The sequence below is a fragment of the Desulfosporosinus fructosivorans genome (genome assembly GCF_004766045.1).
GTDB classification, from domain to species: domain Bacteria; phylum Bacillota; class Desulfitobacteriia; order Desulfitobacteriales; family Desulfitobacteriaceae; genus Desulfosporosinus; species Desulfosporosinus fructosivorans.
In genome coordinates this window covers 88,149-108,533 of sequence record NZ_SPQQ01000009.1, presented here as the reverse complement: position 1 = coordinate 108,533, position 20,385 = coordinate 88,149, and the positions used below count along the sequence as shown (strand labels likewise).

Genomic DNA, 20,385 nt, shown 5'->3' with positions numbered 1-20,385 from the left:
ATTATACTTAACGTCAAATCCATTATTTATCCCGAAAACCTTACTCTGCAGGTTTTTCCAGGTTATTGTCGAATACTAGATATAGGGATTGTTGATTAACACAAATAGGAGATGAATTTAGTGAAAAGTCAATTTGAAGGCGCTATTATCGATGAACAAGGACAAAAATTTGCGGTTGTTTCCGTTCTACCAGCGGTATTTCAAAATGCAACGGATGCGACTATGATTATCAAAGCATTGCTACCAGCCTTTAATGGAATACCAGTTGTACTGGTGACAAAAAATCAAGAGGGGGCTCCGGCTTATTACGGACGATCAGACCTCGTCCTACTCCTCGATACTATCAACCTTAATGAAGCTACTTGGAGTCAAGTATCTGCAGAGATTAACTTAAGTAATGATTCTTGCCCATCAAAAGATGGGATAAAAATTGATGTCTAATAATGGACAGATGGACAAACTTACGTAAAATACTGCATGTGGATATGGATGCCTTCTACGCCTCCGTGGAGCAGCGTGATGATTCGTCCTTAATCGGTAAACCAGTTGTGGTAGGAGGCAGACTTAACAGCAGGGGTGTTGTTTCGGCTGCCTCTTATGAAGCACGCAAATTTGGAATTCACTCCGCTATGCCCATGGCGGAGGTTTATCGGCGCTGTCCTCACGCGGTTTGCTTGCCAGTAAACATGCTTAAGTATGGGGAAGTATCGAAGCAAATCCGAGAGATATTTCTGACTTATACTCCTATGGTAGAGCCGCTTTCTTTGGATGAGGCTTTTTTAGACGTTACAGGGTCAACAAGCTTATTTGGTCCTGCAGATGAAATTGCACTTATGATTAAAGAGCGTATCCAACAAGAACTTAACTTAACGGCTTCTGTGGGCTTAGCCTGCAATAAGTTTTTGGCTAAGCTTGCATCAGACTTGCAGAAACCAGACGGGTTCGTCGTTGTTCAACCGGACAGAGTTCAGGAGTTTCTTGACCCACTGTCTGTGGAGCGTATTTGGGGAGTTGGCAAAAAAACGGCGGAGCAATTGCACTCGCTTAATATTAGAACGGTTAGGGACTTGCGAAAGTTAGAGCAGGGATACTTATCTCAGTTACTTGGGACTGTGGGTAGTCAATTATACCTCTTAGCTCGGGGAATCGATGATAGGCCGGTGGAAAGCGATAGGATTGTTAAATCGATCGGTCGTGAGACTACTTTTACCTCGGATATTGCAGACCGAGATCTTTTGGAAACAGTTTTACTAAAGCTTTCCGTTGATGTAGGACGGAGAGCCCGTAAAGAGTCGCTTAAAGCGAAAACAATAACCTTGAAAGTCCGGTATAACGATTTTCAGGCAGTTTCTCGTTCTCATACCTTAGCACAGGCGAGTAATCTAGATAATGTGATTTACCACGAAGCTTGTAACTTGTTAAGAGAGGTTGCTTTAAAGCAACCCCTTAGGTTAATTGGCGTCACGCTTAGTAACCTAACTGATCAAGAAGTAAATCAACTATCTTTGTTTTCTGAACTGAGTCAAGATAGTGAACACCTGACTAAGGTAATGGATTCAGTTAAAGAAAAATATGGAGAAACAAGTATTACTAGAGCTAGACTCTTGAAACCAAAAGAACACTCAGAATAATTTTTGCCCCTCCGGTCACAATAAACAAAGCAATATAATCTAGGAGGTTTGTTTAATGGAAGCTGGGGTAAGAAACAAACTAGTTGGGGTTATTGAGGAGATCAAGACCGATGATCTGATGGCCTTGGTCAAAATAAGTATCGAAGGTTGAAGCAATGCTCCGGAAGTCGCGTCCGTGATGACGCGGGAAAGCCTCGAAGATGTCGGATTTAAAGAAGGAGATACTGTAGAAGCTCTTATCAAAGCAATTAATGTTGTATTCGTCAAACATTAAATGATTGTAGCCATTGATAGCCCCTAATCAATAATATTAGGGGTTCAATTTTGGAGTTGAAAGTCGTGGATTGCATAGGTTTAAGCACAGAAACAGCAGATTTTCAGCAATCTGCTGTTTCTTCTATGCCACTGCCATAGATCATACAGCTCAATCAAGGCTAAGGTGTCAAAGAGGGCTCAACAGTTCTTTATTGATGACCTTAAATTAAATTAATTAAGGAGCAAGAAAATGTTAAGTATACGACGTGCTAAACCATATGAATATGAAATATTAACCGATATAGCAATTAAATCCGAGGCGTATTGGGGAATGGATTCTGATTATATGGAGAAGTTTAAGTCAGTATATAAGGTAACCGAAGAATTTATAAGCAATAATCCAACTTTTGTTATAGAAGAAGATGATAGTGTCGTTGGATTTTATGGTATTTTAATAGATGATAGAGAAACTTCTTTAGAATATCTCTTTATTGAACCCAAAAGTATAGGCAGAGGATATGGGAAATTATTATGGAATCATTTGGTTAATACTTGCAAATATTTAAGAATTAAAGAGTTGGTTATAGTAACAAGCCCTCAAGCAAAGGAGTTTTATCTAAAAATGGGGGCGATTTTTTTTGGAGAAGTAGAATCGCTTCTCCAAAAAGGACGAATAATTCCACGACTAATTTATTCTTTACAAATGACTCAAGCGTAGATGTCAACGACGTAGTTATACATTTTTGAATAGCTTATTAGCAATTGAAGGAATTAGACATAAATTGTTGAATCATAAATATATGAACACAAAACTATAATGTGAGCTTAATCTCTTATCTTAGCGAAGGAGTAATGAATTATGATAAATCGCCCAAGATTATTAGCAGAGTTTTTCGAACTTACGAGAATTGATTCACCTACTAAAAGTGAGCGACAAATTGCAGACATACTTAAAGAACGTCTTAAAACCTTGAATATGACAGTAACTGAAGATCAAGCAGGTATAGTAATTGGGGGCAATTGTGGCAATGTCTTTGCCTATTTAAAAGGTACCCTTCCTGAGTCTCCGATTGTGCTACTTTCGGCGCATATGGACACAGTTGATCCTTGTATTGGTATCGAACCGATGCTTCAAAATGGGTTGATCACCTCAAACGGCTCGACCATTCTAGGGGCTGATGATAAATCTGGTATTGCATCGATCCTGGAGGCTCTAAGGACTATTCAGGAATCGGATATTCCGCATGGAGATATTCAAGTAATATTTAGCGTAGCCGAAGAAGGCGGTCTTAATGGCTCCAAAAATATAGATACAACTTGGCTGAAAGCCGACTTCGGATTTATCTTAGATACTGGTGGTCAACCAGGGATAATTATTCTCGAAGCACCTGGGCAAGATCGAATTAATGTAACAATTCAAGGCAAGGCTTCCCATGCAGGAGCCGCCCCAGAGGATGGAATCAGTGCAATTGTTGTAGCCGCTAAAGCGATCTCCAGCATGCAGACTGGTCGCATTGACGAGGAAACAACGTCTAATATTGGTACGATTAAGGGTGGACGAGCTACGAATATTGTGGCTGAGAGAGTTGAGATAACCTGTGAAACAAGAAGCCGCAACTTAGAAAAAATGGAGCGCCTAACGGCTCAGATGTGCGAAACGTTTAAGCTCTGTGTAGCTGAAGCTGGAGCAACTGCCGAAATAGAGGTCCTAAGGTTGTATGACCCCTTTAAACTCGATGAGAAATCACAAATTGCTAGACTTTCAGCTCAAGCAACTCAAGCAGCAGGTTTAACAGCGATATTTGGGCCAACCGGCGGGGGAAGCGATGCGAATTATTATAACCACTATGGTGTACCCAGCGTTGTCGTGGGAACTGGTATGCAGAAATCTCACACTACAGAGGAATGTATCGAAGAAGAAGATCTATACAACACCGCTAAACTTGTGGTCGAGATCATAAAGGCTGTAGCAAGTGTGAAAAGGAGTGACCCCAGCTAGATACACGTTCCAATAAAGTTCAACGTGAGGGTACAGGTAGCACTTCCACCTAAAGTGGTAGTTGCGATTGGGTGAACGCAGGGGAGTGAAGGGATTGAATAAGGATTTAAACTATGTTGGAAAAACGTTCCCTATCCATGATGCGCCCCTAAAGGTCCGGGGAGAAACTATTTATGTAAGTGATCTGACGTTGCCTAATATGGTGTATGCAAAATTACTATTGAGTTCGATAGCTCATGGAGTAATCATAAAGATTGATACCAGTAAGGCAGAAGCACTTCCCGGAGTAATCAAGGTATTTACTTATCTAAATACGACAAGCAAACCGTACAGTCGCTATAGAATTGTTCCTGACCAAGCATTTTGTACGGAAGATGAGTGCCTTTTCACGGAAACAGTAAGGTTCGTTGGGGACCGGATTGCAGCTGTTGTGGCTACCAGTCTTGAAATAGCTACAACAGCCATCTCCCTTATTAGCGTGGATTATGAAACCTTGCCTGTTCTGAGTTCGCCAGAGGAAGCATTACAGGCTAATCAGACAATCATCCATCCTGAGGGGAATTTGATCCATCAATTTGAAAACCAGGTGGGAGAGAAGGCTCCATTTCATGAAGATTGTTTGATTGTTAAAACATCAACAAGTACTCAGAAAGTGCATCATGCGGCAATGGAAACCCATGTTTGTATGGCAGATTACAATAGCTCAGAAACCCTAACTATATGGGCCGCTTGTCAAGGGGTTTTTGGAGTGAGAACCATTGTGGCCGATTTACTAGGATTAAGCTATAACAAGGTCAGAGTCATTAAAATGCCCATGGGTGGGTCTTTCGGTGGAAAACAAGAGGCAGTCGTTGAGCCGATTACAGCTTTTTTGGCAAAGGAAGTTAGACGCCCGGTCAAATTGATATTAAGTCGGGAAGATAGCATTATTGCAACCATGACCAGACCGGCAACGTACACAACCATAAGCACAACTGTTTCAAGGGATGGAATTTTGCAGGATTGTAATGTAGACAACGTTGTAGATGCCGGAGCGTATGCTTCAAGTTCCGTGGATAATGCGCAGGCCATGTCCCATAAAATATGTAAGTTATATAGAATTCCTTATTACAAACACCGGAGCAAGGTTGTTTACACTAATACTCCAGTGGCAGGTGGGGCAAGAGGGTGGGGAGCTCCAGAAATAATGACGGCTCTGGAAATACATATGGATGCAGTAGCCAAAAAACTGAATATGGATCTTGTAGAATTTAGGCTTAAGAATCTTGTCCATCCCTATGACCTAGATAAAGCAAGCCATATTTCGTTGGGAAATGCTCGCGTAATTGAGTGTATAGAACAAGGTGCAGCTGCATTTGGTTGGAATGAACGATGTAAGAGAAAACCTACTAACGGAAGATACCGCCGAGGAGTTGGGTTTGCCTGTGGGGCGCATAAAAATGGCATGTACGGAGGCTTTCCCGAACATAGTACAATGACATTAAAGATGAATGAGGACGGAAGTTGTATTATAAATACCGGTCTTCATGAGCTAGGATGCGGAACGATTACTTCAATTAAACAGATAGCTGCAGAGGTTTTAGATATTGATCTTAGCTACATTACAATTATAGAAGCTGATACTGAAAACGGTCCTTATGATTTCGGCACTTACGGTAGTCGAGTCACCTATATTTGTGGTGCTTGTGTTTATGAGTTAGCCGAAAGAGCAAAAGAGAAACTACTAGAATGTGCGGCACGTATCTTACAAAAACCTAAACAATCTTTAAAAGCAGAAGACGGTAACGTGTTGGTTGTTGGAAGTGAACTCGTGGGAGTCTCACAATTGGATGAGCACCACAAGTTAAGTTATCGTGAAATTGTCACGACGGCTAAAGTTAAGGACAATGTGGACATTGTTATTACCCACACCTATCATGGGACATCTAATCCAGGTTCCTATGCAGTACATTTTGCAGAAGTTGAGGTTGACAGTGTAACAGGCATGGTTAAAATTACTGATTATCTGGCAGCCCATGATATAGGAAAAGCCATTAATCCTGGGATGGTTGAAGGACAAATTCAAGGTGCAGTTCAAAACGGTATAGGATATGCATTATATGAAGAAATTAGGATAGGAAAAGACGGAAAGATAATGAACTCAAGCTTCAAAAACTATCATCTCGTGAATGCGCCAGATATGCCAATTATAAAAACCCTTTTGATAGAACAAGGAGGGGATGACGGTCCCTTTGGCGCCAAAAGTGTAGGAGAAATAGCCTTTGTACCCGTTGCGGCGGCAGTAATCAATGCTGTAAATAACGCACTTGGAACTTCATTGTCAGAGCTACCTCTCCTGCCAGAGAAAATCGTGGCTGCCTTGAAAAGCAGAAAGCTATCTGATCTAGAAATCATGGAAGATAAGGGTGAACACTGTGCAAACTGATTCTAAAAACTACGATTTTAACCATATCACGGATCGCCACCATACGAATTCTATAAAGTGGGATTTTAATCAACGAATATTTGGTCGCGAAGACATCTTGCCGATGTGGGTCGCGGATATGGACTTTCCAGCCCCAGATGCAGTCGTTGAGGCCCTCGTGAACCGAGCAAAACATGGGATATACGGTTATTCTGACGGAATGGATGGCTATTACGAAGCACTTATCGACTGGATGCAAGAACGACATGGGTGGGAGATTCAAAGAGACTGGATTACGTTTAGCCCCGGAATTGTTCCAGCATTAAATGAACTGGTACGAAGTTTAACTAAGCCCGGAGATAAGATCCTTATTCAGTTTCCTATTTATCCGCCGTTTTTTCAAGCTATCCAGAATCACAATCGTGAGGTTATTAGTAGTCAACTTACCTTGGAAAACGGTCGGTACACTATGGACTTTGCGGACTTAGAAGAGAAATTTGCCTGCGGTGTCAAGATGATGATTCTATGCAATCCACACAATCCCGTTGGTCGGGTATGGGAACGAGTTGAGCTTGAACGCTTAGGGCAACTCTGTGTAGATCATGGGGTCCTAGTCATATCGGACGAAATTCACAGTGATCTTATTTATAAGGGTCACAAGCATATCCCTTTTGCCTCTCTATCCCCAGAATTAGCTCTTCAATCAATTGTTTGTACAGCGCCAAGTAAAACGTTCAACTTAGCGGGTTTACAAACCTCAAATTTGATCATTCCTAATGCCAAGTATCGGACTGCGTTTCGAGCGTCTTTTGACTTAACTGGGATTCATCACCCTAATGTATTCGGAATGACGGCCATGGAAGCGGCCTACCGGCATGGCAAAGATTGGCTGGACCAATTAATGGACTACTTATCAGGAAACGTGAAATTCTTAATCTCTTTCCTTGAGCGAGAACTGCCTCAAATTAAGGTGATTAAGCCTGAAGGAACCTATCTCATTTGGCTTGATTTCAGAGCGTTAGCAATGGAACCCAAAGCCTTACAAAAATTTTTGGTTCACAAGGCCGGGGTGGGTTTAAGTGCAGGCTATTTGTTTGGTGCTGGAGGTGAAGGCTTCGCAAGACTAAATCTAGGCTGTGCCCGTTCTGTGCTAGAGGAAGGCTTGCAGCGCATTAAAACCGCAATTCAGGAATTGGACTAAGCCAAAGAGACTACACTTTAAAAGAAAAGAGAACAGTAGAGCATTGTTTAGTGCACGACTGTTCTCTTTTTCTTATTCAAACTTATTATAACTAACAATTGTTAAATCGTGAGACTCCCCCTTGAAGTAGGAGTGGTAGCCCCTAATAAAAAGAGTCATCTGAAGGCGCTTTAATTATTAACTGGTAAATTTTCGAATTGCTCACGGATTAAGGCGTTTTCCAATACACTATAAAAGCCGAGATGCTTTTGGGGGGGAGTGCCATTGAACGAGGTTGTTGAGGTGCAAAACGTAGGAATGAAATATCAATCCCTTAATGGGGAGATAACTGCTCTGGAAAGTATTGATTTTTCAGTTCGAGACGGAGAGTTTGTAAGTATTGTTGGCCCGAGTGGGTGCGGTAAATCAACCTTATTATCGATTATTTCGGGTCTGCTTTCTTCAACCACTGGTACGGTGTTACTTTCTGGGGAAAAGGTTACTGGAACTTCTCGAAAAGTTGGTTACATGTTACAAAAGGATCATCTTTTTGACTGGCGGACGATTTACCAAAATGTCATGCTAGGTTTGGAAATAAGGAGGTTAGTAACACCTGAGGCGAAAGTTCGGGCCTTAAAACTACTTAGAACGTATGGACTTTACGAATTCAAAGATAAATATCCAAGCCAGCTTTCTGGTGGGATGAGGCAGAGAGTCGCTCTTATACGAACGCTTATGACCGACCCTCAAATCCTTCTTCTTGATGAAGCCTTTTCAGCTTTGGATTATCAAACCAGGCTTGTGGTCAATGAAGATATATATGCCATTATTAAGCAGGAAAACAAAACCGCGCTATTGGTAACCCATGATATTGCAGAGAGTATCAGTATGTCAGACCGGGTCATCCTCTTGTCAAAGCGACCTGGAACAATCAAGAATATTTACGAAATAAAATTAAGTTGTGATAACAGGTCTCCCTTAACCGCGCGGGAAACACCGGAGTTTCAACAATATTTTCGAGAGATATGGAAGGGGCTGGATGTCCATGTCTAACCAAGGACAAGAAAATAAGCCTCAGACTAAAGCACCTGACCATTCTCTAGAACATATCGGCTACTTGCGGCGTGTAAGAAAGGAAAAAATAACGATTCGAATCATCCAATTCATGATTTTAGTCATGGCCTTTGGACTTTGGGAAATATGCGCTAATGCAAAGATCGTAGATCCGTTTATCACCAGCCAGCCAACAAGGATCATTCAAACGATTATTAGGTTATATGAAGAGGGGGGACTATTTCATCACATAGGTGTAACCTGTCTTGAGGCAGTCGTTGGCTTTGTCTTAGGGACAGTTTTAGGAACGATAATTGCCATTATCTTATGGTGGTCAGAATTCTTGTGTAAGGTTTTAGAACCATATTTAGTAGTCCTTAACAGCTTGCCTAAAATCGCGCTCGGTCCGGTATTTATCGTTTGGATCGGGGCAGGTCCTGCAGCAATCATTGTCATGACACTAGCCATTTCCCTAATAGTTACGGTTCTGGAAGTCTTAAATGGTTTTTTAGCGATTGATGAGGAAAAGATTAAGCTCGTCCAAACTTTTGGGGGTACAAAATCTCAGATTCTTACCAAAGTGTTACTCCCGGCGTCGTCACCGACGTTCATCAATGCCCTTAAGATTAACGTCGGGTTATCTTGGGTCGGAGTCATCGTGGGAGAGTTCTTAGTTTCCAAAGCTGGCTTGGGTTATCTCATCGTTTACGGAGGCCAAGTTTTTAAATTAGACCTAGTCATGACCAGTGTCATTATTTTAGGTGTGGCAGCGACGGTCATGTATCAGGGGGTGGTTTACCTTGAAAAATTTCTGGTGAAGAATAAAGTCTGAGTGAACTCGTGGAAGTCTCACAATTGGATAAATCGTACCTAATATTCAAAACAAAAATTGAGGAGGACTCTTAATTATGAAAAATAAAGTTATGCTCGTACTTATCGTGTTAGTCTTAGGGCTGTCCTTAGTGCTCTCAGGATGCAATACTCAAACTGAGCTCACAAAAGTTAAAGTCTCGGAGGTAACACACTCAATTTTCTATGCTCCACAGTATGCGGCTCTGACTCAAGGGTTCTTTAAGGAAGAGGGACTTGAGATTGAACTTACCAATGGTGCGGGTGCAGATAAGGTCATGACTGGTGTGCTTTCAGGGCAAGTTGATATTGGTTTTGCAGGACCGGAAGCAAGTGTGTATGTATATAACGAAGGCAAAGAAGATCATAGTGTTGTATTTGCTCAACTGACCAATGGAGATGGAACGTTTCTTATGGGTCGAAAGGCTGATACTCAATTTAAATGGAGTGACCTTGAAGGAAAGACTGTTATTGGTGGACGTAAGGGCGGAATGCCCGCAATTGTTCTCCAATACGTATTGAGTAAAAATGGTCTTACTAATGGGAAGGATGTTTTCATCGATACCACGATGCAATTTGCAGCGATGCCAGGGGCCTTTATGGGAGGGCAAGGGGACTATGTCATTATCTTTGAGCCTACTGCATCTAGTATGGAGAAAGAGGGCAAAGCATATATCGTAGCATCTCTAGGTAAGGATAGTGGTGAAATTCCTTACACAGCCTATTTTACTAAGAAGAGCACAATCGAGAAAAATCCCGAGCTTATCCAAAAGTTTACTAATGCAATATATAAGGGCCAGCGTTGGGTAGCAAATCATTCTGCAGAGGAAATTGCTAAAGCTATCAAGCCTCAATTCCCAGAAGAAAAAGATGAAATACTGGTAAGCTCTGTCAAACGTTATAAAGAACAAAATAGCTGGAAAACAGATCCTGTCCTTAATGAAAAGGATTTCTATCTCCTGCAACAAATCATTAAAGATGCGGGTGAGCTAAATAAAATTGCTCCTTATAAAAATGTAGTTACAACAAGGTTTGCAGAGAAGTCAGTGCAAGACATTAAGTGAACTTATACAGGGTACCAGACCGGTCTACAAATTGGTGGGTGTCTCACGATTGATAAAAAACTAAAGGGATCAAGTATAATGCTTGTTCCCTTTAGTTCAATTTCCCGATTGTTGTGGTAATATAAACGTAAAGGATTTGACTAACTAAAGATGGCAAGGTGTGTAAGGAGTGAGCAAGTGCGATAAACATGAGTTTATATAGTTAATTGAAGTGAACTAGGTTGATTTAATAAATTTAGTAAAGAAATGGAATGGAAGAATAGTCATGAATTATGGGCAAAAAAATTCTACTGGATTTGGCGTAATCTTAATCCTTATTTCCACTTTGGGGTTCAGCGTATACCCTATATTAGGAAAGTATGTATTTAGCGGAGGTGCAGGACTTACAACCGTATTATTTGTTCGATTTGCGATCACTGCACTTATTTTTTGGATAATTACTATTTGGAGAGAAGGATTTCCCAGAATACCTCTAAAAATATGGTTTATTTTATGGGGTATGGGGGGGATCGGTTATTCTCTTATGGCTGGACTGTACTTATCCTCAGTGCGTTATATTCCGGCTTCCTTAGCCGCTTTACTTTTGTATGCTTATCCGATTATTGTGACGGTTATCGCTGTTTTGACACACCAAGAAAAATTCTCTAAGTTTAAATTCTTTGGACTGTTGCTGTCTACCTTTGGCTTAGTTTTGGTGCTAGGAGTCGCGATACACGATATTAATACTCTTGGAGTAGCTCTTGCTTTAGGGTCTGCCTTTGTTTATGCAACCTATATTATTATAGGAAATCAAGTGTTAAAAACAACAACGCCATTAGTGACTATTACGTTGATTTCCACATCTGCTGCACTTACTTATGGAGTAATAGGGGTAACAATGTCTGGGGCGAATTGGAACCTTGCATGGAGTACCTGGTTAGGGATCGGGGGTATAACCTTTTTCTCCTCTATTGTAGCAATGCTGACTTTTTTTTATGGTATGAAACTTATTGGTGCGACTACCTCATCAATTATTAGCACCTTGGAACCAGTGATGACTGTTATTTTCGCAGTTATTTTGCTGAACGAACGTATAACACTTTTCCAAGCTGCGGGAGGAATTTTTGTTGTCATGGGAGGTATTCTAGCTGTTTTGTCGCCCGTCCAGAATGTAATCCCCGAGGTAAATTCCAACTCAACTTTGTAAACAAGAGTGTTTTTGTTATAATAACTACAGGTCGTTCAACTAAAATTGAACATCGGGACTTCTATTTGGGGACTCTGCCCTATAGAAGTGGAGTATAGGGTGCCACTCCCATTTAGAGAAGTGGGAGTATCACGGTTGGATGAGAAGAAGGAGGTAGAAACGATGGCGGTATTCAAGGAAATTACCTGTTCTCAGGAGCTAGGACAAATTATGGATGAGTCTTGCGGACGTCAGGTCATAATTTTCAAACATAGCACTTCATGTCCTATTAGTAGCCGTGCTTGGCAAGAGGTACAGAATTTTATCAAGGAAAGTTCGGATGAGGTGTCAGTATGCATGATCAAAGTGATTGAATCTCGTCCGGTATCTAGCCAAGTGACGGAAGAATTAGGGGTAAAACATCAATCTCCGCAAGTGCTTTTTGTCCGCGACCGACAAGTTTTGTGGCATGCTTCACACCAAGAAGTGACTCAAGCAAAACTAATGAAGACCTTGGCAGGGGAAACACTGCCAGTAAATCTGATGGATTAATTTTCTGAATTATTGAACGAACACCTATTAATTCATCTTATACCGTGATAATATTATAATTAGTATAAATAACTTTTGAATGGAGGAATCTCTTTGGCTAAATGTGAAAAATGTGGGGTTGAAGTAACTTCTGCAGAGGATTTGTATGAAGACCGAGGATTACAAATATGCGATGATTGTAAGATCAAGAGTACCTCATCTCCGTCTCAGCCTTGTGGGTGAGAAGTAGTCTTCCCTGACATAATTCGTCTAGATTAATATATTAAAGGGATAGGGATTCATAGTTGCTATGAATCCCTATCCCTTTAATATATTTTTTAAGGCTTAAGGTAAGACGCTCCAGTAGGGTATTATTCTTTGGACATGAGTGGTTGTAATTTCACACCGGTTGAGGTTTCCTGCTTATCTAGTTGAATGAGCTCTGCACCATCAATCGAGATATAATTTTCCAATTCATCGAGTTTAATCTCTGTTATTTTGGCGTCTTTGATGACATAAGCAATTTGATGATCATAAACAATTACTTGTCCTTCTGAACCGATGAGCATGCGAACATCCTTAAATGGAATTTTGCCTTCCCATTCAGTTTTTAGAGAAGGATTATCAGTTAACTCTGAACGGTCTGACGTGGTTTTAATCTTTACGAGTTCATTGTTTAGGACTTCCCCAATATAGACTTTTCCATCTCTGACTCCGATAATCCTGTCGGTTGATTTTTTAGAGATGACCCAACGCTTAGTACTATTCAAGGCTATAATTTGCTGGGTATTGCCAATTTTACTGTCAACATAAAGTGTCCCATACCGATCTGAGGCAGCCATATTAGAGATAACCTCTCCGGATTTATTCAGGGTACGAACATTTTTCATAACATCTATTTCCATTATTTGTTGAGAGGATCCAGTTTTCACGGTGAGATAGATCAAATTAGAAGATGTTGAAAAAGCTAAGTTTTCAATTTTACCACCTTTCGGTATTTGATCAATCGTTTGATTGAAACGATCTTCAGGTGGGGTATTATCATCACTATCAGGTAGTTCAAGTGTATACAATTCGGTAAGTTGCGGATTTCCATAACGCTTTTCGGTATATGGTTGTGGTTGAATCACTTTAGGAACGTCCGGATCAATTTTTTGGTTGGGGTCTTCCGTTTTTTCAGGAGTCGTATTCTTGGGGGGGGTCTGGACGTTCGCTTTAGGGTATATAGTAACCGTTGTGACTTCATTTGGATTTTTCTTAGCATAAAAATAAAGTAATGTGCTTCGGTCAGGCAACCATTGGTACGTAAGCACGCCCAAGGTTTTATCAGTAGTAGAGGGGGATTTCTTTTCAAAAACTTGCTTTCCATTGACAAGGTTAAAAATTTTGAGGGTTCCATTCTGCGTATAGGCTAAATAATCTTTGGCGTAGGATATTTGAATATTTTCAAGGTTAGAACCAGGGATAGTTGCATTAAGTTCAAGCGTGATCGGTTTACTTGCTATTGGTGTCATAACAGCATGAACTTTATTGTCCAAGTAGGTGTAAGCTCCACCTTGCAAGAACAGTGACACTAATGTCCATACTAATATAATACGCAGTTTCCTCATGCGTGATTGCTCCTTTTTTCGTGCATTGTTTTTCAAGGTGTAACAACGAAGGCTGTAGGAATATAACGTTCGCCGAAAATATTCCAAAGCTTATTCATGACTTTGCCGTTATAAACGAGTTCAGAGGATGAACCTCCATCGAGATTGATGGCGTTCACTGCACCGTAGTCTTCAAAGACATTCATAAGGTCTCGTAAATTCGCGCCAATACTCCACGTGGGTTGTCGACCATCAATGACTACAAAAATAACGGTTCCATCTGCCTTTTGTCCTATGCCAGTTCTGGGGGCAATTCCCCAACCGCCATCTCCTTTAATCATCGGTTTACCATCCACAATAAGATTAGGTTCAAACGTAACAGCTTCCCGCATGTTTTTCTCAACTAATTGTTTGGCGGTCATATTACCGAGCACTAACTTGCCTTTGTCATCAAACCCGACAATGTTAACAGCCTTTTCTCCGATGTTGTTGTGGACTATTTTTCCGTCATGCATGGTTAAGCCGTCTGGAAACGCTCCGTTTCCTTTACCGTTCGGATCATAGAAGCCGCCAGCATTTATTCCAGCAATGGCTCCCATATCCTTGACAAGGTCGCTGACACGTTCTCCCGTGACACCAATTTCTTTGGTAACCGCTAATTTAACTCGTTTGGGATCCTTAATCAGCATGACTTTACCCTTAAAGCTTGCGCCTTTGATATCTTCAATAGTGATCCCCGAACTTGTATCTGAAATTGATTTGGTGCTGACTATTTGTGAGGCACTTATTTCTTGATTTGCATTGAGGTTCATAACCCGAGCTATTTCCGATTCGGACAGAAAAGCCCGCACCACCTGAGGATGTCGTGATGTCTCAATCGAGCCAACCGCCATTATTTTGAGGGACTCGAAGGGTCCCCAGAATACAACAAAGGGAGCAAGAATTGAGGCGAAAATGATGTTATAGCCAATAAAGGCTAGAACCATCTTTATTTTAATAGAACTCTTTTTCTTCATAAAATTTTCTTTCTCCTTCTTAATTAATGAGCTTATAAAATATGTTAATATAGGACACAATATAACGTTATTTTACAACAACCCTGCATAAGTATAACAAAACAACTATGTACTATCAAGGATTGTCTATGTGTAATTTTTAGGTTATGGGTTTATTAACAGTATAAATCAAGCAATTTCGAGTTATATTAAGGAATCAATTATACAATAATCTTTAAAAGGAGATTGAATTAAGATGGCAATCTGTGCGAAGTGTATGTTAGAAATTCCGAGTGAGGATTTATATGAGGACCATGGTTTAAATATCTGCGAAGATTGTAAAATGAAGAGTGCTGTATCTCCCCCTGAGTCCTGTGCGACTCACAAAAATATGATAAAATAGTAGAAAGAATAAGCGCCCTCAGCATTCTGAAGGCGCTTATTCTTTCTACTATTTTGGGTATTAGTTCGTTTTGAGCTTAGTAGGAATCTTTTGAATTCCTATGCTATAATTCAGGAGCGTAGATGAGTCAGATACGAAACTGTCAATACCTTATGGTTAATATAAGGGAGGTTTATCTAATGGAAGCAACTAGGCAACTGTACTGGAATACCGATGGCAAAAGCTTAATGTATGTTTTCGCCTTAATAGCCTTAGTCGTTTTTATTGTGGGCTGTAGTAATAAGATCGGGAGCTGGCTACAAGGTCGACCCATCGAATATGATGATCTGGGAATGCGATTTAAAACATTCTTTTCAGATCTAATAACACATGATAAAGATATTTTCAAAGGAAGCTTTCGCAGATTTATGCATTTAGGTATTTTTTATGGATTTGTTATGTTAACAATAGGAACCTTAGTTATTGCCATTCAAGATCATTTTGGAATTCCGTTATTCTATGGAAAAAAATATTTAATTCTAAGCTTGTTGATGGATCTATTTGGTTTATTGGCCATGGTAGGAATCGTAATGGCTGCCTATAAACGATATATTGATAAACCAGACCATGAAGAGTACACCTTCGATGATGCTTTTTTACTTATTCTCATTTTTATAATACTATTAACTGGTTTTGTTTTAGAGGGCTTAAGGATGTACGCTACCAATGATCCCTGGGCATGGTACGCACCTGTCGGTTTGTTATTTTCTTCGCTCACTCAAACATTTAATTTATCGGTGCGTACAGCACGTACAATTCATACATTTCTATGGTATTTTCATATGTTGTTGGTCTTTGGCTTTATTGCCTATATCCCGTACTCGAAATTATTTCATATGTTTGCTTCAGCGCTAAACATCTTTTTGAAATCTTCATTACCTATCGGAGGATTGAGCCCTGTCAGTGAAATATCAAAAGAGGTCGTGAACATAGGCGCTGCTCGACTTGAGGATTTTACGCAGAAACAGCTTCTTGAATTAGATGCCTGCATCTCCTGTGGCAGATGTCAAAAAGGCTGTCCACCGTATATCAGTGGTGCTCCATTATCCCCTCGAGTTGTAATTCGTGATTTGAAAAGGCATTCAATCATGAAGAATTCTTTTTTTAGACGTACTGGTAAGACCTTCAACCATTCAATAATTGATAGTGTAATATCCAAAGAGACGCTATGGTCGTGTACTACGTGTGGACTTTGCGAAGATAAATGCCCAATTAATATAGAACATATCAAGAGAATCGTAGACATGAGAAGAAGCCTGATCGTAGAGAATTCAGGCTATCCTCCCGAGGTGCAGAAGGTATTTGAAAATATCTCAGAAATGGGTAATCCTTGGGGACATATAGATAGCAAGTATTATTTGGCAGAAGGGTTGGAGATTCCTCTCTTAAGTGAAAAGAAGCAAACGGATATCTTATATTGGGTTGGGTGTTACGGTTCTTATGAAGCTAGAAATAAGAAGGTCTCCCAGGTAATGTTTGAATTATTCGAAAAAGCAGGTGTTGATTATGCCGTATTGGGAGATGAAGAAAAGTGTTGTGGAGATTCTGTAAGGCGTCTAGGAAATGAAAAGCTCTTTCAACAATTGGCTCATGAAAATATTTCAAATTTAAACAAGTATAAATTCAAGACCATCGTGACGGATTGTCCCCATTGTTACAATACACTTAAAAATGACTACCCACAGTTCGGAGGACATTATCGTTTACTTCACCATTCTGAGTTTATCCTAGAACTGATCAAATTAGGTAAAATTGTACCAAAGGGGACCAATAGTCTCAAAGTCACCTATCATGATCCGTGTTATTTGGGAAGATATAACTCTATTTATAGTGCCCCGAGAGATGTTTTAACCTCAATTCCAGGGCTCGAACTGATAGAGATGAAAAATAATCGATCTAGAGCCTTTTGTTGCGGGGCTGGTGGAGGCCGGATATGGATGGAAGAGCTCAAAGAGCATTCAATTAATAACTTGCTCGTCAAAAAAGCTCTGAAAACTAAGACTGCTATTCTGACCACCGCATGTCCGCTCTGTTTAACAACGCTGACCGAAGCTGAGAGTAATATGAACTCCGGTATAAGTAGCCTAGATATTGCAGAAATTGTTTATAAGACACTATAATTCAAGACAATAACTGATATAAAAAGCAAGCCCCTTTGACAGACTTTAATCTGACTTAGGGGCTGTTTTATGTATCTACCCGAATACACAAAAGGAAAGAATTAATGATCAGCATCTAAGGGGATGACGAGCCAGGCGACAAGATACGCTAAAAATCCGGTACCTGCAACGAAGAGTAGAAGAATAGCCCCTATCCGGACTAGACTAGGGTCAAGTTCAAAATATTTGGCGATCCCTCCACAAACTCCACCAAGCTGTTTATCCAAGCTAGATCGATACAAGCGTTTCGACATATTTCTTCATCCCTTTCTATTTACTATAGCCAATAAGTTCACAAACTCTATCAGCTGTTTAGTAGATCTCTACACCCTTAATACGCATGAAGTGTTGCAGATGTTACAATTGATGAAATAATAATAACAGTAAAATAATTACATATATAGAAAATAAATGAAGGTATAAACTGTTGCTTGAGAGAATACTTAATTCAGTGAGATTCCCACTTCTACAAGTGGGAGTGTTACCTTTTGACTCAATTTGCCCCCCTTGTCAACTGTAATATTAAAACCATTATTGAATAGTTAAAGTATTGGAGGAACAAACTGTATGTTTACTGATAAAGAGAGCTTTAAGCAGGCCTATTTATCGAAGGTGATTGAAGGGGATGGAACTACAGTCGATGAAGCAACACAATGGGATAAATTTGTTGCCCTAGTCGCACTGTTAAAAGAAAAAATGAGTCATCACCGAAGCACTAACAAAAAATCTATGTCCCAGGGAAAACAGGTGTATTATTTTTCGATGGAGTTCCTAATAGGTAAACTACTCCATAATTATTTGGTTAACTTCAAACTTGAAGAATTTATCAGAGAAGGCTTGTTAGAGTTGAACATTAATCTAGACGATCTTTTGGAACAAGAAGTAGATCCTGGATTGGGCAATGGGGGGTTAGGAAGATTGGCAGCGTGTTTCCTAGATTCCATGGCATTCTTAGGAATAGAAGGGCATGGTAATGGAATTCGCTATAAGTACGGGTTATTTGAACAAAAAATTATGGGTGGCAATCAGGTTGAAGTCGCGGATAATTGGCTTAAAAATGGTTATCCATGGGAGATGCGTAAACCTGATAAGGCTGTTGTTATAAAATTCAAAGGAACTGTGAGAACTGAGCTAAATGAAGGGAAGATATCCTTTCTACACGAGAACTATGAATCGGTGCTAGCTGTACCATATGATGTCCCCATTATGAGCTATGATAATCCATTGTATATTAACAACTTAAGGTTATGGAGTGCAGAAACGATCTGTGGCGATCTGGATTTAGCTTGCTTTAATCGAGGGGAGTATAAGCAATCAATAAGTAATAAGTCAGAGGTTGAGTCTATTTCCTATATTCTTTACCCTGACGATAGTAGTCCTGCCGGAAGGGAGTTAAGACTTAAGCAAGAATACTTTTTTGTTGCCGCTGGGTTAGGGTCGATTGTGAGGAGTTATAAAAAAAGGAATGGTTCAGGTTCGCTGCATAACTTCTCGCGACGAGTATCAGTTCATATAAATGACACTCATCCCGTTCTGTGTATCCCTGAACTGATGCGTATCTTAATGGATGAAGAAGAAATGGGATGGGATGAGGCTTGGAATATAACCGTTAACACCGTATCCTTTACCAATCATACCATCATGCCTGAAGCCATGGAAAAATGGTCGATTGACCTCATCAAAAGTCTCCTGCCTAGAATTTTACAGATTATAGAGGAGATAGATCGAAGATTCAAGGAGGATTTAATTGCACGATTTATGGATGAAGATGAGGTGATTAGAAATACTCAGATTTTTAAAGATGGGTATATATGGATGGCCCATTTGGCGATTATCGGAAGCTCATCGGTGAATGGGGTTGCCCAATTACACACTAAAATTCTTAAAAATGAGGTTTTTAAAGATTATTATCGGGTTTTTGGTTATAAATTTAACAATAAGACAAATGGGGTTAATCACAGGAGATTTCTATTAGCCGCAAATCCTAAACTGTCTCACTTAATTACTGAGGCGATAGGACCCTACTGGAAGGAAGAAGCGGGAGAACTTAAAAAACTTTTGGTATATAAGGATGATCACAGTTTTTTAGAACAGCTCGCATACGTGAAGTACGAGAACAAATGCCGTTTTGCGGAGGTGGTCAAGCACAAACAAGGGCTTCTCATCGACCCTCAGTCAATCTTTGATGTTCAAGTGAAGAGAATCCATGCCTATAAAAGGCAATTGCTCAATGTACTGAAGATTATGCATTTATATAATGAGGCAATGAACGACCCGGAATCGTTGACAGGTTCACATACCTTCATCTTCGGTGGAAAAGCGGCACCTAACTATCATTATGCAAAAATAGTGATTAAGCTGATTCACGCACTAAGTCAGAAAATAGAGCATGATCCTAGAGTTAATCAAAAACTAAAAGTCGTATTTATAGAAAATTTTAATGTTTCTCAAGGAGAATTGATCTATCCAGCGGCAGACATCAGTGAACAGATATCTAGCGCCAGCAAAGAGGCTTCTGGGACCGGAAATATGAAATTTATGATGAATGGTGCGCTGACCTTAGGAACCTTGGATGGAGCCAACGTAGAAATTAAGGAGGCGGTGGGTGAGGATAATATCTTTATCTTTGGACTCACTGCCGAAAAGGTTTTGGACTACACTCGAAATGGCGGGTATAAGTCATGGGACGAATACCACGTCAACTCCGATATTCGAACGTGTGTCGATCAGTTAAACTGTGGATTCTTCGATAATATGGGAGAGGAATTCAGAGTTTTGTTCGATTCTCTGATGATTTATAACGACGAATTTTTCATCTTAAAAGATTTTCATTCATATCTGGAAATGCATGACAAGCTTCAAACACTTTACAGGAATAAAAAAGAATGGAATCGGATTTCCTTGGTCAATATTGCCACATCAGGACGATTTTCAAGTGATAGGACAATCAGGGAATATGCGGATTGGATATGGAAAATCCGATACCGTACCGTTAATAAGGGTATTAATTCTCACTAAATGCTTGCGATACAAAGTAAAAACTCGTTCAACTAAAGATCAATAGTATAA

General features: G+C 40.1%; 17 protein-coding genes. 14 read left to right on the top strand and 3 right to left on the bottom strand.

Annotation, left to right across the window (positions count from 1 at the left end; genetic code table 11):
• Positions 1-120 precede the first annotated feature (120 nt).
• The 12 genes from E4K67_RS21595 (at position 121) to E4K67_RS31175 (ending at position 12,374) form a co-directional block, all read left to right on the top strand.
• A complete protein-coding gene (locus E4K67_RS21595) occupies positions 121-441 on the top strand; it encodes a hypothetical protein (protein ID WP_135550515.1) in 321 nt (106 codons plus the stop codon).
• A 2-nt stretch (positions 442-443) separates the two neighbouring features.
• Positions 444-1,631 (top strand): DNA polymerase IV, encoded by a 1,188-nt coding sequence (dinB, locus tag E4K67_RS21590; RefSeq protein ID WP_135550513.1) that lies wholly within the window; start codon positions 444-446, stop codon positions 1,629-1,631.
• Between the two features lie 505 nt (positions 1,632-2,136).
• Positions 2,137-2,604, top strand: coding sequence for a GNAT family N-acetyltransferase (locus E4K67_RS21580; protein ID WP_135550509.1), 468 nt, complete (start codon positions 2,137-2,139; stop codon positions 2,602-2,604).
• 141 nt (positions 2,605-2,745) lie between these two features.
• Complete coding sequence (locus E4K67_RS21575; RefSeq protein WP_135550507.1) at positions 2,746-3,885, top strand: M20/M25/M40 family metallo-hydrolase; 1,140 nt, start codon at positions 2,746-2,748, stop codon at positions 3,883-3,885.
• A 94-nt stretch (positions 3,886-3,979) separates the two neighbouring features.
• Positions 3,980-6,310 carry a xanthine dehydrogenase family protein molybdopterin-binding subunit gene (locus E4K67_RS21570; RefSeq protein ID WP_135550505.1) on the top strand — a complete coding sequence of 777 codons (2,331 nt, stop codon included), beginning with the start codon at positions 3,980-3,982 and terminating at the stop codon, positions 6,308-6,310.
• The gene (locus E4K67_RS21565; RefSeq protein ID WP_135550503.1) at positions 6,300-7,490 is read left to right on the top strand and encodes a MalY/PatB family protein; all 1,191 of its coding nucleotides are present in this window, start codon (positions 6,300-6,302) and stop codon (positions 7,488-7,490) included. The genes E4K67_RS21570 and E4K67_RS21565 overlap by 11 nt, the downstream gene beginning before the upstream one ends.
• Positions 7,491-7,754: 264 nt before the next feature.
• Entirely contained in the window at positions 7,755-8,522 is a 768-nt protein-coding gene (locus E4K67_RS21560) for an ABC transporter ATP-binding protein (protein ID WP_135550501.1), read from the top strand.
• A complete protein-coding gene (locus E4K67_RS21555; RefSeq protein ID WP_135550499.1) occupies positions 8,515-9,354 on the top strand; it encodes an ABC transporter permease in 840 nt (279 codons plus the stop codon). Before E4K67_RS21560 ends, E4K67_RS21555 begins: the two co-directional genes overlap by 8 nt.
• A gap of 76 nt (positions 9,355-9,430) precedes the next feature.
• The gene (locus E4K67_RS21550; protein ID WP_135550498.1) at positions 9,431-10,435 is read left to right on the top strand and encodes an ABC transporter substrate-binding protein; all 1,005 of its coding nucleotides are present in this window, start codon (positions 9,431-9,433) and stop codon (positions 10,433-10,435) included.
• 265 nt (positions 10,436-10,700) lie between these two features.
• Complete coding sequence (locus E4K67_RS21545) at positions 10,701-11,621, top strand: EamA family transporter (protein ID WP_135550496.1); 921 nt, start codon at positions 10,701-10,703, stop codon at positions 11,619-11,621.
• Positions 11,622-11,756: 135 nt separating this feature from the next.
• Complete coding sequence (gene ytxJ / locus E4K67_RS21540) at positions 11,757-12,152, top strand: bacillithiol system redox-active protein YtxJ (RefSeq protein ID WP_243454576.1); 396 nt, start codon at positions 11,757-11,759, stop codon at positions 12,150-12,152.
• 93 nt (positions 12,153-12,245) lie between these two features.
• Positions 12,246-12,374: a hypothetical protein gene (locus E4K67_RS31175; RefSeq protein ID WP_274594903.1), complete on the top strand. Its 129-nt coding sequence runs from the start codon at positions 12,246-12,248 to the stop codon at positions 12,372-12,374.
• A gap of 128 nt (positions 12,375-12,502) precedes the next feature.
• On the opposite strand, the gene E4K67_RS21535 is transcribed toward E4K67_RS31175, so the two are convergent.
• Positions 12,503-13,741 carry a hypothetical protein gene (locus E4K67_RS21535; RefSeq protein WP_135550494.1) on the bottom strand — a complete coding sequence of 413 codons (1,239 nt, stop codon included), beginning with the start codon at positions 13,739-13,741 and terminating at the stop codon, positions 12,503-12,505.
• Positions 13,742-13,773: 32 nt separating this feature from the next.
• Entirely contained in the window at positions 13,774-14,736 is a 963-nt protein-coding gene (locus tag E4K67_RS21530) for a phosphodiester glycosidase family protein (RefSeq protein ID WP_135550492.1), read from the bottom strand.
• Positions 14,737-15,297: 561 nt separating this feature from the next.
• On the opposite strand from E4K67_RS21530, the gene E4K67_RS21525 reads away from it, so the two are divergent.
• Positions 15,298-17,277 (top strand): heterodisulfide reductase-related iron-sulfur binding cluster, encoded by a 1,980-nt coding sequence (locus tag E4K67_RS21525; protein ID WP_135550491.1) that lies wholly within the window; start codon positions 15,298-15,300, stop codon positions 17,275-17,277.
• A gap of 101 nt (positions 17,278-17,378) precedes the next feature.
• On the opposite strand, the gene E4K67_RS21520 is transcribed toward E4K67_RS21525, so the two are convergent.
• Entirely contained in the window at positions 17,379-17,570 is a 192-nt protein-coding gene (locus tag E4K67_RS21520; RefSeq protein WP_135550489.1) for a PspC domain-containing protein, read from the bottom strand.
• A gap of 313 nt (positions 17,571-17,883) precedes the next feature.
• On the opposite strand from E4K67_RS21520, the gene E4K67_RS21515 reads away from it, so the two are divergent.
• Complete coding sequence (locus E4K67_RS21515) at positions 17,884-20,334, top strand: glycogen/starch/alpha-glucan phosphorylase (protein ID WP_135550487.1); 2,451 nt, start codon at positions 17,884-17,886, stop codon at positions 20,332-20,334.
• Positions 20,335-20,385: the final 51 nt, after the last annotated feature.